Genomic DNA, 14,401 nt, shown 5'->3' with positions numbered 1-14,401 from the left:
GGGCGCGCCGGTGGGGGCGCCGTCGCGGACAGCGCCGTGGCACAGCCTCGCAACCCCGCGCAACCTGGTCAATCAGGCGAGACTCGTACGTCCTCCTCCGCCGGGGGCAGGAGGCGGTCGTTCTCAGGGAGGAGAGGTCAGGCCGGCGGCAGCGCGATCCAGGTGGCCCGGGCGTGGCCGAGCAGGGCACCGTCGGGGCCGTACAGGCTGGAGTGCACCTCGGCCTTGCGCCCCTCGCCGCCGACCATCGCGCCGGTCACCACGCACTCGTCGCCGGGCCGCGGCAGCGCCGCGACCACCGCGGCCATCCGGCCCAGGACGTACGGGCGGCCGGGCGCGATCACCGCCCAGCCGCCGGGGCAGTCCAGCGCCGCCCAGACCGTCGCCGGGACCACCTCGGCCGGGGCGCGGAACGGCGCGGCGGTCCGGCCGTCCGGCAGCCGGCCCGGGAAGATGCGCAGTCCGTCCGGACGCTCCGGGCCGCAGACGTAGCAGCCGGGGAAGGGGTGCTCCACCAGCCCCGGGTACGCCCGGGCGGCGGCCTCGGCCGTCGACCGGTCCACCGGCGGGACCACGGCGCTGACCGCGTCGACCCGGCGTACCTGCGCGATGACCTCGCCGTCCGGGTCGCGGACCGTGCCGTCGACCGCGGTCAGCGGGGTCTCCAGCGGGGGCGGTTTGCGCAGGGTGACCTCCACCGGCCCCCGGTCGTCGACCACCGCCGCGAAGATCCCGGCGCTCCAGCCGCCGTTGCCCGAGCCGGCAGGCCCGTGGAAGCGCGACTCGATGATCATGTACGTCCTCCAGGCTGGTCCGGGTCCCGGCCCCGCGCCGGCCCCGCCCGGCAGCCTCGCACGCCCGCCTTCGCCGGCTCCACCCGCCCGATCGTGGGACGGGTGGTGGTCCGCCGCAGGTGGGAGGCGGGACCGGAGCGCCGACCGGCGTTCACCGGATCGACACCCCTCATCCCCGTGGCCGGCAACCGGGCCACTTACACAGATACCCATGGCCGTTCTGCACGCCGCTGGCGCACCCCTCACGACCAGCGGCTACACCCTGCTGATCGCCGACGACCCGAACCTGGTCGCGGCCGCGCAACGCCTCCGTCACGAGGTGTTCGCCACCGAGCTCGGCGCGACCCTGCATCCGGGGGCCGCCGGGCTCGACACCGACGAGTTCGACGCCCACTGCGACCACCTGGTGGTGCTCCGGGAGGGCACCGACGAGGTGGTCGGCACGTACCGGCTGCTGCCGCCCGGCCGCGCGAGTCGCCCGTACGCCGACGGCGAGTTCGACCTGACCGCGCTCGCCCCGCTCCGGGACGACCTGGTCGAGGCGGGACGCTCCTGCGTGCACCCGGACCACCGCTCCGGTGCCGTGATCAATCTGATGTGGGCCGGCATCGCCAGGTACCTGCACCTGCGCGGGTCGCGCTGGCTCGGCGGCTGTGCCTCGGTCCCGGTGAGCGACGGTGGGACCGCGGTCGCCGAGGTGTGGGCCCAGGCCAGTGCCCGGCACCTGGCCCCGCCGCCGCTGCGGGTCACGCCCCGCCGCCCGTGGTTCGCCGAGGCGCCGGCCGCCGTCGACCCGGGCACGTTGTCGCCGGCCGAGCGCCACGCGCTGATCCCGCCGCTGCTCCGCGGTTACCTGCGGCTCGGCGCCTGGGTCTGTGGGGAGCCGGCGTACGACCCGGACTTCGCCTGTGCCGACTTCTATGTGCTGCTCTCGCTGGACCGGATGAACCCTCGCTACCTGCGGCACTTCCTCGGTGGGGAGCCGTCGTGACCGCCGACGACCTGTGGCGGCCCGCCTCGGGCTGCGGACCGGGGTGCCTGCCGGCCGCCGCCGCGCCGGCCGTGTCGCTCCCGCGCCGGGTGGCGCGGCTGCTGGGGGTGTGCGGGATGCTGCTGGGCGGGGTCGGGCTGGCCGTACTCCTGCCGTTGCTGCCCGCCCGGGACCGGCAAGCCGCGCTGCGTGGCTGGGCCCGCGGCACCCTGCGTGCCCTCGGCGTGCGGCTGGTGGTCCGAGGCCGGCTGCCGCGCCGGCGGGCACTGCTGGTCGCCAACCACGTCTCCTGGCTGGACATCCTCGCCGTGCTCGCGGTCGCGCCGGCCCGGATGCTCGCCAAGCGGGAGGTGCGGGCGTGGCCCGTGATGGGGCCGCTGGCCGCCGCCGGCGGCACGGTCTTCGTGGACCGGTCCCGGCCACGTGACCTGCCGGCCACGGTCGGTCGGGTGACCAACGCGCTGCGCGCCGGGCACTCGGTGGCGGTCTTCCCCGAGGGGACGACCTGGTGTGGTGAGGCGTCCGACTGCCGCCCCGGGCGGGGATTCCGGCCGGCCATGTTCCAGGCCGCGGTGGACGCCGGCGCGCCGATCGTGCCGCTGCGGCTCACCTACCGGTACGCCGGCGACCCGACCACCCTGGCCGCCTTCCTCGGTGAGGAGACGCTCTGGGAGTCGGTACGCCGGGTGCTGGCGGCGCGGGACCTGACGGTGTCGGTGGTGGTGGCCGCCGCGCTGCATCCGGCCCGGGAGGCGGACCGGCGGGTGCTGGCCCGCGCCGCCGAGTCGGCGATCCACCTGACTCCGGCCCGGCCGGTGTCCACCGGTCGGCCCGCCCCGGTGCTGGACCTCCCGCCGGTCCTTCCGGGCGGCCCCGGTTCCGCGCTGTCGTCGGATCGGGAGGTGCTGGACCTGGCCGCCTGACGCTCTCGCGACATATCTCGCGACAGTCTTGTTCAGTCGCGATGTATCGCGTTATGCTTTCTCCCGTCACTCGACGTGCCGTGGGTCGGCGCGTCACCGAGGGGAGGACGCCATGGCCAACTGGACGGTCGACAGCCCGCAGCGGCTCACTCTGGACGAGCCGGTCACCCGGCTCGACGTACGGCTGGTCACCGGCCGTCTCAACGTGGTCGCCACCGACGGTCCGGCCCGGGTCGACATCACCCGGGTCAGCCGCCGGCCGGTCGTCGTGGAGCACCGCGACGGCCGCCTCTTCGTCGGGCACGAGCGACACCCCCGCTGGCCCGGGTTCCTCTGGTGGCTCGGTCAGCTCGGCCGCCGGTTCCGGGCCGAGGTCTCCGTCGCCGTGCCGGCCGACGTGCTGGCCGACCTGCACCTGGTGGATGGCTCGCTGGTCGTCTCCGGCCTGCGCCGGGACACCCGGGTCGACGTCACCTCCGGTCAGGTGACCCTGATGGGGCTGCGCGGTCAGACCATGGCGAAGGTCATCTCGGGCCCGGTGGAGGCGCTCGGCGTGGCCGGCGACCTGGACCTGGAGACGGTCTCCGGCGAGCTGATCCTCGCCGACAGCGCGCCCGAGCGGGTCCGCGCCCACGCGGTCTCCGGATCGATCACCTGCGACCTGGACAACCCGCGGGGCAGCGAGATCCGGCTCAGTGCCATCTCCGGCAGCATCACGGTCCGCGTCCGCGAGGACAGCGACCTCACCGTCCACCTGCACACCACCTCCGGCCGGATCACCAGCGGCTTCCCGCTGGTGGGCGGCGGCAGCGGCTTCGGCTCCATCAAGGACAGCCACGGGGTCATCGGTAGCGGCGGCGGTAAGCTCTGGGCGTCCGCGACCTCCGGCAGCATCGCGCTGCTCGCCCGGCCCGTCGAGGACGCCGCCGACCGGGAGGAGCTGCCGTGACCGCCGTGTTCAGTCACGGGCGGCTCCGGCTCTATCTGCTCAAGCTCCTCGACGACGGCCCGAAGCACGGCTACGAGCTGATCCGGCTGCTGGAGGACCGCTTCCTCGGCCTGTACGCGCCGAGCGCCGGCACCATCTACCCCCGGCTGCAACGCCTGGAGGTCGAAGGGCTGGTCACCCACACCGCCGCGGGCGGCCGCAAGGTGTACGAGATCACCGAGGCGGGCCGCGCGGAGTTGCGGCAGCGCGCCGACGAGCTGGCCACGCTGGAATCGGACATCAGCGCCTCGGTCGAGGACCTGTCCGCCCTGGCCGGCGAGATCCGCAGCGAGGTACGCGGCTCGGTGCGCGACCTCAAGCGGGAGCTGCGCGAGGCGGCCCGACAGACCCGGCGGGGGCACTGGGAGCCACCGCCGACCCGGCCCACCGCCAACGGTGGTCCGGCGGCGCGCGCCGAGTCACCGGTGCTCACCGAGTTCGACCAGCGGCTCGCCGCGTTCACCGTCGAGGTGAGCGCGCTGGTCCGCGCCGGCCGGCTCACCGACACCCAGCTCCGGACGGCGATCCGGCTGCTCGACGGCGCGTTGGACGGGCTGCGCCGGCTGCTCCGCTGATCCGCTGCCCCGGCACGGCCCGCTCACAGGTTGTTTCCAGCATCCACCCAGCAGGACCGCAGCCGGGGCACGGATGATGGGTGACATGGTGGCTACCCAGACCGAGGCTCGACTGCTCGTCGTCGAGGACGACCCGAACATCCTCGAGCTGCTCTCCGCGAGCCTGCGCTTCGCCGGCTTCGACGTCGCCACCGCGACCAGCGGCAGTGCCGCGCTGACCGCCGCCAAGGACCACCGGCCCGATCTGGTGGTGCTCGACGTGATGCTGCCCGACCTGGACGGCTTCGAGGTCATCCGGATGCTCCGCGAGGGGGGTACGCGTACCCCGGTGGTCTTCCTGACCGCCCGCGACGCCACCGACGACAAGATCCGCGGGCTCACCCTGGGCGGAGACGACTACGTCACCAAGCCGTTCAGCCTGGAGGAGCTGACCGCCCGGATCCGGGCGGTGCTGCGGCGTACCGCCACCGGCGAGCACGCGCCCTCCCGGCTCACCTTCGCCGACCTGGAACTGGACGAGGAGACCCACGAGGTGCACCGGGCCGGCCAGCGGGTGCAGCTCTCGCCGACCGAGTTCAAGCTGCTGCGCTACCTGATGCTCAACGCCAACCGGGTGCTCTCCAAGGCGCAGATCCTCGACCACGTCTGGAACTACGACTTCCGTGGGGACGACAACATCGTCGAGTCCTACATCTCCTACCTCCGGCGCAAGGTCGACAACACCCAGCCCCGACTGATCCACACTCTGCGCGGGGTCGGCTACGTGCTCCGTAAGCCGGCGGCGTGAGCGCCGTCCACGACGCGAAGGGCTGGCTGCGCAGCGTCCCGCTACGGGTGAAGCTGGTCGCCGCCGTCCTGGCGCTGGTGGCGGCGGCGCTGATCGTGATCAGCTCGCTCACTGCCTACTTCCTGCACAGCTATCTGGTGAACCGGGTCGACGACGACCTGAACGCGTACCTGAACCGGGTCGAGAAGCCGGCCGATGAAACGGCCCAGAACAATATCCTGCCCAGCGACTACATGGTGGCCTACGCCAGCGGGACCAGCGGCAGGGTCAACGTCGTCTGGGACAAGAGGCTCGCCTGGGACGACCTGCCCGGCTCGCTCAAGCAGTTTCCCTGGTATCAGCAGCACGCCGGTCAGGGCGCCTTCACCACCGACGCGGCCGACAAACACCTGCGCTGGCGGGTGGTGATCAAGCAGGTTGACAGCGACAGCTTCATTGCGGTCGGCCAGCACATTACCGGCGTGGACCAGGCGGTCAAGCAGCTCGTCTGGATCGACCTGTTGGTGGGTGGGGCGGTGCTGATCATCGTGGCGTCGGTGGGGGCGGGGATCGTGCGTACCAGTCTCAAGCCGCTGGTCGAGATCGAGCGGACCGCAGCGGCCATCGCTGGCGGCGACCTGAGCCGGCGGGTGCCCGACCCGGAGGAGGGCCGGGCCTGCCCGACCTCCGAGCTGGGGCGGCTCTCCCGGGCGCTGAACGCGATGCTCGCCCAGATCGAGGCGGCCTTCACCGCGCGGGCGGCGTCCGAGGCGGCGGCCCGCAGCGCGGAGGTCAGCGCCCGGGACGCGGCCGCGTCGGCGCTGGCGTCCGAGGCGCGGGCCCGCCGCTCCGAGGAGCGGATGCGGCAGTTCATCGCGGACGCCTCGCACGAGTTGCGCACCCCGCTGACCACAATCCGGGGCTTCGCCGAACTGTACCGGCAGGGCGCGGCCCGGCAGCCCGAGGAGACCGCCGGGCTGCTGCGCCGGATCGAGGACGAGGCGGCCCGGATGGGGCTGCTGGTGGAGGACCTGTTGCTGCTCGCCCGGATGGACCGGGAACGGCCGATCACGCTGGCCCCGGTGGAGCTGCCGGTACTCGCCTCCGACGCGGTGCAGGCGGCCCGGGCGGTCGACCCGGAGCGCCGGATCGAGCTGGACATCGAGCCCGGCGCCGGGCCGCTGGTGGTGCTCGGCGACGACGCCCGGCTGCGGCAGGTGATCGGCAACCTGATGACCAACGCGCTCACCCACACCCCACCGGACGCCTCGGTGACCCTGCGGCTGCGGGTCGAGCCCGGCAACCTGGCCGTGGTCGAGGTGGCGGACACCGGCCCGGGCCTCACCCCGGAACAGGCCGAGCGGGTCTTCGAGCGGTTCTACCGGGTGGACGCCGCGCGGACCCGCCGGGCCGGCGGGCCGATCAGCACGGGGCTGGGGTTGGCCATCGTGGCCGCGCTGGTGGCGGCGCACCACGGCACGGTCGAGGTGGCCGAAACGCCGGGCGGTGGGGCCACGTTCCGGGTCAGACTGCCACTGCTGCCCCAGTCGCCGGAGCCGGGCGACTGACTTTCAGAAAACATTCAGGCGCATTCCAGGCTGATTGCAGTGCCAGTGGAGAAGGTGGACACATGACCGACCACGAGACCGACCCGCAGCGGTCGCCGGCTCTCGCCGACGCCGAGCCGTCGCATCCCACCGCCGAGCTGCCCCGCACCGGGAGCGTGCCCTCGGCCTCCACCCCCGCCCCGGCCGCCACGCCGGTTCCGGCCGACTCCCCGGCCGGGACCACCGAAGCGCCGGCCACCGCCGAGTTCGGCCGCACGGACGCGCCGGCCACCGCCGAGTTCGGCCGCACGGACGCGCCGGCCACCGCCGAGTTCGGCCGCACCGATGCGGCACAGCCCGCCAGCCCGTACGCCCGGCCGACGGCGACCCCGTCCGCGCCGCCGTACCCGGTCCCCGGACAGCCGCAGCAGCCCGTCTCCGGACAGCCGCAGCAGCCTGGCACCTGGTACGGGCAGCAGCAGCCGACCGGTTGGGCCCCCGCCACGCACCAGGGCGCCGCCACGCACCAGGGCACTGCCACGCACCACGGTGCCGGCTACCCGACGGCGGCCGGCGGGCCGGTCCCGCCGTACCAGCCGCACCAGCCGTATCCGGGCGCGCAGCCGCACCAGCCGGGTCAGCCGGTCCCGCCGTGGGGCTCGCCGCAGCCCGCGCCGAGGCCGAGCCGAGCGGGGAAGTTCGTCGGCGTGGGGGCGCTGGCCCTGGCGTTGATGCTCGGCTCCGGGGTGGCCGGCGGCGCGCTCGCGCTCGCCCTGAACGGCAACTCGGGCACCACCATCACCCGCAACTACTCGGCGGCGCCCGTGATCAACAGCGCTGACCTGCCGAAGATCGCCGCCTCCGTCCAGGACAGCGTGGTCTCGATCATGACGGACAGCGGTGAGGGCTCCGGGGTGATCCTCAGCGCCGACGGGTACGTGCTGACCAACAACCACGTGGTCGCCTCCGCCAGTGGTGACACGGTGAAGGTCGTCTTCGCCGACGGCAAGAACGCGCAGGCGAAGATCGTCGGCACCGATCCGAAGACCGACCTCGCGGTGGTCAAGGCCAGCGGGGTCAGCGGCCTGAAGGCGGCCAAGTTCGGCGACAGCGACGCGATGCAGGTCGGCGACCAGGTGCTCGCCCTGGGCAGCCCGCTCGGCCTCCAGGGCTCGGTCACGGCCGGCATCCTCAGCGCCCGCGACCGCACCATCCAGGCCGGCGACAGCGGCCAGCAGATGGACCCGCGGCAGGGTGCCAGCTCGATCTCCGGGCTGCTCCAGACCGACGCCCCGATCAACCCGGGCAACTCCGGCGGCGCGCTGGTCAACACGCGGGGCGAGGTGATCGGCATCAACACCGCCATCGCCACCGCCGGGCAGGGCAGCAACGGCAACATCGGCGTCGGCTTCGCCATCCCGAGCAACAAGGCCAAGGACGTCGCCGAGAAGCTCCAGCGCGGTGAGAAGGTCAGCCACCCGTCGCTCGGGGTCAGCGTGAACGGCGCCGAGGACGGCGGCGCGCTGGTCGCCGCGGTCACCCCCGGCAGCGCCGCCGAGAAGGCCGGGCTGCAGCGGGGCGACGTGATCACCCGGTTCGGCGACAAGGTGATAAAGGATTCGAACGACCTGGTGGGCGCCGTCCAGTCGGGCAAGGTCGGCGACCGGGTCGAGGTGCAGTTCAAGCGAAACGGATCGGACCAGACGGCAACCGTGACGCTCGCCGAGACGTCCTAATGGATACGGACGAGACGTCCTGAGGGATATCGAGACGTCCTGAGGGACACAGACCTGCCTCCTCCACTGGCGGCGGGTGACGGAGTCAAGGGGGTTGGCTCCGTCACCCGCCGCCGCTTCTTTGTCTCCACCCGGTCCCGTCTCCCACCCGGTCCGGGTGAGCCCGGCTCACCCCGTCCGGCGGCACCCTCGACTGACCGGGACCCGCACGGGAGGGGACGCCATGACCACCGCCACCGTCCGTACCGATCAGGAGATCCAGCGAGACGTGCTCGCCGAGCTGGACTGGGACGCGCAGACCCGGCCGACCGACATCGGGGTGACCGTGGTCGACGGCGTGGTGACGCTGACCGGCCAGGTGGACAGCTACGCCCGGCGCTGGGCCGCCGAGCGCTGCGCGCACCGGGTACGCGGGGCCCGCGCCGTCGCCAGCGACATCGAGGTACGCCTGCCCGCGGTCGAGGAGCGTACCGACGCCGACATCGCGATCGCGGCCAGCCGGGCGCTGGAGTGGGACAGCTTCGTTCCCGCCGAGCGGTTGGACGTGACCGTCGCCGACGGCTGGATCATGCTTCGCGGCGAGGTGGAGTACGGGTTCCAGCGGCGTACCGCCGAGCGGGAGCTGCGCCGGCTGCGCGGCGTACGCGGGGTCACCAACCTGGTCGAGGTCCGGCCACCCGCCCCGTCGAGTGACGAGCAGACCCGCCGTGACCTGCAACGGGTCCTGCTGCGGCGGACCGGCACGGAACGGATCGAGGTGCGGCTCAGCGGGGACACCGTGGTGCTCGACGGGGTGGTCCGCTCGTGGTGGCAGCGGGAGGAAGCGGAACGGGCGGCCTGGGCCACCCCGGGAATACGCGAGGTGAAGGACCGGATCGTGGTGGCCGGCTGACCCGTTTGCCCTCGGCCGGGCCGGGAAAGCGCCGCCGATCACGCACGCCGGGACCATCGGGGAGGACTCGTGGCCGTGAACCACCAGCCGTCGGACCGCTCGCGGGATCGGCCGTTGCGGATCGCAATGGTGGTGCCGCCGTGGCTGTCGGTGCCGCCGCCCGGCTACGGCGGGCTGGAGCAGGTGGTGGCCGGGCTGGTGGACGCCCTGATCGAGCGGGGCAACCGGGTGACGGTCTTCGGCACCGGTCGGGAACACGGCACGGCTGCGGACTTCGTCTCCACCACTCCGGAACTCCAGTACGCCCGGCTCGGCGAGTCTCTGCCCGAGCTGGCCCACCTGGCCCGGATCAACCATCTGATCGCCCCCGCCGACTTCGACGTGATCCACGACCACACCACCATCGGCCCACTGGTCGCCGGCCGCCGGGCGGTGCCCACGGTGGCCACCGTGCACGGAAACCCGGTGGGGGAGTACGGCACGGTACTCAGCGACACCGACTGCGGAGTGGGGCTGGTGGCGATATCCCACGCCCAGCGCCGGGGCAACCCGGGGCTGCCCTGGGTGGGGACGGTGCACAACGCGATGCCGCTGCGGGACTTCCCGCGCAAGCGGGCGCCGGGGCGCGGCCCGGTGCTCTGGCTCGCCCGGTTCAGCCCGGACAAGGGGCCCGACGTGGCGATCCGTGCCTGCCGGAGGGCAGGTCTGCCGCTCACCCTGGCCGGCAAGTGCAACGAGCCGGCCGAGCGGCGCTACTTCGAGCAGGTGGTCGAGCCGCTGCTGGACGACGACGTGGCCCTGGTGCTGAACGCCGGCCGGGAGGCGACCCTGCGGCTGCTGGTCGACGCCCGCTGCCTGATCATGCCGATCCAGTGGGAGGAGCCGTTCGGCATGGTGATGGTGGAGGCGATGGCGACCGGTACGCCGGTGGTGGCGCTGCGCCGGGGTGCCGTACCGGAGCTGGTCCGACCCGGGCTGACCGGGCTGGTCTGCGACGACCCCGACGAGCTGCCGGCGGCGCTGATCGAGTCGTCCCGCCTGGACCCGGCGGACTGCGTGGCGCACGTCGCCGAGAACTTCTCCGTGGAGCGGATGGCCGGCGGCTACGAGTCGGTCTACCGCGGCTTCCTCGCCACCCGCGCGGCGCGACCCGGTCAGCGGGCGCCCGTGCCGGTCACCGCCCGCTGACCGGTCAAGCCTGGGTCGCGGCGAGCTGGGCGGCGGCGGCGTCGAGCCGCTGGGCGTACGCCGGGCTGATGCTGCCCTCGCGCTGCCGCTCGCCGATCTTGGCGCGGAGCCGGTCCACGGCGGTGGTCAGCGCGCCCTCGCCGGTCGCGGCGACGGCGTTGCGCAGCAGGTTGCGCAGGTCGACGCCGACGTCGTCGCGGATCTCGCCGGCCGCCAGCCCCGCCTCGATCAGCCCGTCCATCCGGTTGGCCGCCTCGATCAGCCCGCCGGCCGGCGGCAGCGACGTGGCGCCGCTGGTCGTCGGGGCCGGTCGGGTCGGGCGGGGCGATGGCCTCGTCGAGGTCGGGGCGGGGCTCGACGGCGTCGCGGAGGGGGCCACCACGGGCCCGGAGGTCGGCAGCCCGCCGGGCGACGGCTGCTCGTCCGGGAGCAGGGTGGGGGTCAGCAGCGCGCCGCCACCGACCACCACCACGCCCACCACCACGAGCAGGGACCGAGGCCGCCGCCCGCCGGACCGGCGTCGTCCCGCCCCGGCGGAGGCGTCGCCGTCCGGCGCGGGCCGGGCCGGTTCGTCGTCCGTCGCCGGTCGAGGTGGGGCGGCGGCGACCGGGTGGGGCCCGACGGCGGGGTGCCGGAGGTCCGGCCCGGGTGCCGCCGGGGCGGGCAACGCCGGCAGGGTCACCGTCGGGGCGAGCATGGTGGCGGCCTGCGGGTCGGCGGGCAGGAGCTGGTCGCGCAGCACGGTGGCGAGCTGGTGCGCGGTGGGCCGCCGCCGCGGGTCGCGGGCCAGGCAGCGCAGGCAGACGTCCGCGACCGCCGGCGGCAGCCCGGGTACGCCGTCCAGCGTCGGTGGGCCGGCCTCGTCGAGCGCCGCGCTGAGCTGCTCCCAGGTGTCCGCGGCGTACGGCGGCTGGCCGGTCAGCGTCTCGAAGAGCAGCACGCCCAGCGAGTAGACGTCGGTGGCGGGCTGGGCCGGTGCCCCGTCCAGCCGCTCCGGCGCCACGTACGCCGGGGTGCCGAACGTGCCGCCGTCCTCGTCCTCGTCGGGCGCGCCGACGCGGGTGGCGATGCCGAAGTCGAGCACCTTGGCGCCGACCTGGGTCATCATCACGTTCGCCGGGGTGATGTCGCGGTGCACGATGCCCAGCCGGTGCGCCGCGGCCAGCGCCTCGGCCACCTGGGCGCCGATCTCCACCGCCTCCGGCCAGGGCAGCGGACCGGCCGTCAGCCGGTGCTCCAGCTCCTCGCCGGCGAGCAGTTCCATCACCACGAACGAGGTGATGCCGCCGTCCGGCGCCACCGTCTCCCCGTAGTCGTGCACGGCGGTGACGTGCGGGTGCACCAGCTGGGCGGCGGACCGGGCCTCTTCGCGCACCATGTCGCGGAACCGGGCGTCGGCGGCGAGCGAGGGAGCGAGCACCTTCAGCGCCACGATCCGGTCCAGCACCTCGTCCCGGGCCCGCCAGATCACCGACATGCCGCCGGCCCCGATCTGGTCGATGAGCCGGTACCTGCGGGCGAGTAGCCTGCCGGCGTGCAGTGACGCCTTCACATCGCACCTGCCTGGGCTTGGGAGCGGTATCAGGTTGCGGGAATGTGTCCGGGCTGTCAACGGCTGTCCGGTCCGTTGTCGCAAGGTGCATTCCGGGGGTTGCCCGGGGGCGGCGTGGGGCGGCCCGATCGGCTCCGGCCGGCCGCCCTGACCGGCGCGTGCCAGGATGAACGGCATGGCAGGCGGTCCGGTGGCGTTCGTGCTCGGCGGTGGCGGCGTGCTCGGCGCGGTCGAGGTGGGCATGCTGCGGGCCCTGTTCCGGGCGCGGATCCGGCCCGACCTGGTGCTCGGTACGTCGATCGGCGCGGTCAACGGCGCCCTGGTCGCCGCCGACCCGAGCGAAGCGGTCACCGACCGGCTGGTCCGGCTCTGGGCCTCCCCCGAGGCGAGCGAGGTGTACGGCGACTCGGTCGCCCGGCAGGTGCGCCGGTTCGCCGCCCGTACCCACCTGCACTCGCCCCGGCCGCTGCGTCGGCTGCTGGAGAACGAGCTGGGCGAGGAGACCACCTTCGCCGACCTGAAGGTCCCGTTCCGTTGCTGCGCGGCGAACATCGAGCGTGCCGCCGAGCACTGGTTCCACAGCGGCCCGCTGGTGCCGGCGGTGCTCGCCTCCGCCTCGGTGCCCGGGCTGCTCCCGCCGAAGGAGATCGACGGCCAGCACTACATCGACGGCGGGGTGGTGAACTCCATCCCGGTCGGCGAGGCGGTCGCCCTCGGTGCGAAGCAGATCTTCGTGCTTCAGGTGGGCCGGATCGAGCGTGCGCTCAGCCCACCCCGCCGGCCCTGGGAGATCGCCCAGGTGGCCTTCGAGATCGCGCGACGGCACCGGTTCGCCCGGGAGATGGCGGCCCTGCCCGAGGGGGTCGAGGTGCACGTGTTGCCCACCGGCGGGCTGGAACCGCGCGAGGACAGCCCGTGGGCGTACCGGGACCTGGCGGCGGTGGGGCGCCGGATCAGCCGCGCGTACACCGCCTCCCGCCGCTACCTGGACACCCGGCTGGAGCGCTGATGCCGCTGCCGCCACGGTGGGTACGCCGGTTGTTGCTGGCCCCCGGCGTGGTGCTGCTCGCGTTCGCCGTGGTGACCACGCTGCCGGCCTGGGCGTTGCTGGCGCTGGCCCTCTCGCCGCTGGTGCCGGGGCGGCTGCGGCCGCTGCGGCTGCTCTGGATCGGCACCGTCTACCTGGCCTGGGACGCGGCCGCGCTGGTCGCCCTCTTCGCGCTCTGGCTGGCCTCCGGCTTCGGTGCGCGCAAGCGGTCACCGGCCTTCCAGCGGGCGCACTACCGGCTCGCCGGCTGGTTCCTGCGGGCGCTGTTCTGGCAGGCCCGCTGGGCGCTGCGGCTGCGCATCGACGTGGCCGGCGCCGACCCGGACGTCGCCCTGCCCGGCCGTCCAGAGCTGGTCATCTGCCGGCACGCCGGGCCCGGCGACTCGTTCATCCTGATCCACGCGCTGGTGAACTGGTTCCACCGGGAACCGCGGATCGTGCTCAAGGAGAGCCTCCAGTGGGACCCGGCGATCGACGTCCTGCTCAACCGGCTGCCCAACCGGTTCATCGCGCCGGGGCCGGACGGCCGGGAGGCGGCGGTCGCGCAGATCGGCCACCTCGCCGAGGACCTGGACGGTGACGACGCGTTCGTGATCTTTCCGGAGGGCGGCAACTTCACTCCCGGCCGGCGGCTGCGGGCCATCGCCCGGCTGCGCGCGCTCGGGCTGGACCGGATGGCGTCCCGCGCCGAGCGGATGCGGCACGTGCTCGCCCCGCAGCCGGGCGGGCTGCTGGCCGCCCTGGACGCCGCCCCGCAGGCCGGGGTCGTCTTCGTCGCCCACACCGGACTGGACCGGATGCTCACCGTCACCGACGTGTGGCGGGAACTGCCGATGGACAAGCGGATCGTGATGCGGTTCTGGTCGGTGCCGCCCGAGGAGATTCCCGCCGGGCACCAGGAACGCGTCGAGTGGCTCTTCGACTGGTGGGCGCGGATCGACCGGTGGATCGCGGCGCACCGGGACGGGTCGGCCGACGGCTGAGCCGTCCCGGGTAGGGGTACAGCGGATTGGCAGGAACTCCACGTATCGTGCGGTCCGTGGAGCAGATCTGCGTGGTGACGACGGTGGTGGACGCCCGGCGGGTCGCGGACCTGCTGGCCGCCGCCGCCGTCGCCGGACGACTGGCGGCATGTGCCCAGGTCGGCGGTCCGGTGGACAGCACCTACTGGTGGCAGTCCGCGATCCAGACCACGGCTGAGTGGTCGGTGCAGTTCAAGACCACACCGGACCGGGTGGCCGCGCTGGTCGACCAGATCCGCGCCAACCACCCGTACGAGGTGCCGGAGATCCTGGTGACCCGGGTGGAGAGCGGCAACCCCGACTACGCGGCCTGGGTGCACGAGCACACCCGTTTCTAGGTACCGCTACTCTGTCCGGCCGGCCCGCCGGTCACGATGAT

Annotated in this window: 13 protein-coding genes and 2 pseudogenes; 13 read left to right on the top strand and 2 right to left on the bottom strand. The window is 74.0% G+C overall.

The window, feature by feature from the left end; all coding sequences use genetic code 11:
- Positions 1 to 137 precede the first annotated feature (137 nt).
- A complete protein-coding gene (locus GA0070621_RS18820) occupies positions 138 to 794 on the bottom strand; it encodes a hypothetical protein (RefSeq protein WP_091197679.1) in 657 nt (218 codons plus the stop codon).
- Between the two features lie 211 nt (positions 795 to 1,005).
- On the opposite strand from GA0070621_RS18820, the gene GA0070621_RS18815 reads away from it, so the two are divergent.
- The 10 genes and pseudogenes from GA0070621_RS18815 to GA0070621_RS18775 all read left to right on the top strand — a co-directional run bounded on the left by GA0070621_RS18815 (position 1,006) and on the right by GA0070621_RS18775 (position 10,400).
- A complete protein-coding gene (locus tag GA0070621_RS18815; RefSeq protein WP_091197676.1) occupies positions 1,006 to 1,785 on the top strand; it encodes a GNAT family N-acetyltransferase in 780 nt (259 codons plus the stop codon).
- Positions 1,782 to 2,708, top strand: a complete 927-nt coding sequence (locus tag GA0070621_RS18810; RefSeq protein ID WP_091197674.1) for a lysophospholipid acyltransferase family protein — start codon at positions 1,782 to 1,784, stop codon at positions 2,706 to 2,708. Before GA0070621_RS18815 ends, GA0070621_RS18810 begins: the two co-directional genes overlap by 4 nt.
- A 112-nt stretch (positions 2,709 to 2,820) precedes the next feature.
- Entirely contained in the window at positions 2,821 to 3,657 is an 837-nt protein-coding gene (locus tag GA0070621_RS18805) for a DUF4097 family beta strand repeat-containing protein (protein WP_091197671.1), read from the top strand.
- Positions 3,654 to 4,271 (top strand): PadR family transcriptional regulator, encoded by a 618-nt coding sequence (locus GA0070621_RS18800; RefSeq protein ID WP_091197667.1) that lies wholly within the window; start codon positions 3,654 to 3,656, stop codon positions 4,269 to 4,271. Before GA0070621_RS18805 ends, GA0070621_RS18800 begins: the two co-directional genes overlap by 4 nt.
- 85 nt (positions 4,272 to 4,356) lie before the next feature.
- Entirely contained in the window at positions 4,357 to 5,058 is a 702-nt protein-coding gene (locus GA0070621_RS18795) for a response regulator transcription factor (RefSeq protein ID WP_091202603.1), read from the top strand.
- Positions 5,055 to 5,211 (top strand): annotated as a pseudogene (locus GA0070621_RS31295) (two-component sensor histidine kinase); the annotation flags it as partial. The gene GA0070621_RS18795 and the pseudogene GA0070621_RS31295, both read left to right, overlap by 4 nt.
- Before the next feature lie 278 nt (positions 5,212 to 5,489).
- Positions 5,490 to 6,605, top strand: a pseudogene (locus GA0070621_RS18790) (HAMP domain-containing sensor histidine kinase); the annotation flags it as partial.
- 62 nt (positions 6,606 to 6,667) lie between these two features.
- Positions 6,668 to 8,320: a trypsin-like peptidase domain-containing protein gene (locus GA0070621_RS18785; protein WP_091197662.1), complete on the top strand. Its 1,653-nt coding sequence runs from the start codon at positions 6,668 to 6,670 to the stop codon at positions 8,318 to 8,320.
- A 223-nt stretch (positions 8,321 to 8,543) separates the two neighbouring features.
- Complete coding sequence (locus tag GA0070621_RS18780; RefSeq protein ID WP_091197659.1) at positions 8,544 to 9,212, top strand: BON domain-containing protein; 669 nt, start codon at positions 8,544 to 8,546, stop codon at positions 9,210 to 9,212.
- Between the two features lie 126 nt (positions 9,213 to 9,338).
- Positions 9,339 to 10,400, top strand: coding sequence for a glycosyltransferase family 4 protein (locus tag GA0070621_RS18775; protein WP_231921076.1), 1,062 nt, complete (start codon positions 9,339 to 9,341; stop codon positions 10,398 to 10,400).
- Positions 10,401 to 10,404: 4 nt separating this feature from the next.
- On the opposite strand, the gene GA0070621_RS18770 is transcribed toward GA0070621_RS18775, so the two are convergent.
- Positions 10,405 to 11,952 carry a serine/threonine-protein kinase gene (locus GA0070621_RS18770; protein ID WP_167667053.1) on the bottom strand — a complete coding sequence of 516 codons (1,548 nt, stop codon included), beginning with the start codon at positions 11,950 to 11,952 and terminating at the stop codon, positions 10,405 to 10,407.
- A 175-nt stretch (positions 11,953 to 12,127) separates the two neighbouring features.
- Here GA0070621_RS18770 and GA0070621_RS18765 point away from each other — a divergent pair, with 175 nt between their 5' ends.
- From GA0070621_RS18765 to cutA, 3 genes are read left to right on the top strand one after another with little or no spacing between them, the layout of a single operon-like run.
- On the top strand, positions 12,128 to 12,961 hold the full coding sequence (locus tag GA0070621_RS18765; RefSeq protein ID WP_091197651.1) for a patatin-like phospholipase family protein: 834 nt from the start codon (positions 12,128 to 12,130) through the stop codon (positions 12,959 to 12,961).
- A complete protein-coding gene (locus GA0070621_RS18760) occupies positions 12,961 to 13,983 on the top strand; it encodes a 1-acyl-sn-glycerol-3-phosphate acyltransferase (RefSeq protein WP_091197649.1) in 1,023 nt (340 codons plus the stop codon). The genes GA0070621_RS18765 and GA0070621_RS18760 overlap by 1 nt, the downstream gene beginning before the upstream one ends.
- Before the next feature lie 56 nt (positions 13,984 to 14,039).
- Positions 14,040 to 14,360 (top strand): divalent-cation tolerance protein CutA, encoded by a 321-nt coding sequence (gene cutA / locus GA0070621_RS18755; protein ID WP_091202602.1) that lies wholly within the window; start codon positions 14,040 to 14,042, stop codon positions 14,358 to 14,360.
- The last annotated feature ends 41 nt before the right edge of the window (positions 14,361 to 14,401 follow it).

Origin of the sequence: Micromonospora narathiwatensis (assembly GCF_900089605.1) — a bacterium.
Taxonomy (GTDB): domain Bacteria; phylum Actinomycetota; class Actinomycetes; order Mycobacteriales; family Micromonosporaceae; genus Micromonospora; species Micromonospora narathiwatensis.
The sequence above is the reverse complement of the archived record's forward strand: the minus strand, read 5'-3'. Positions and strand labels throughout refer to the sequence as shown.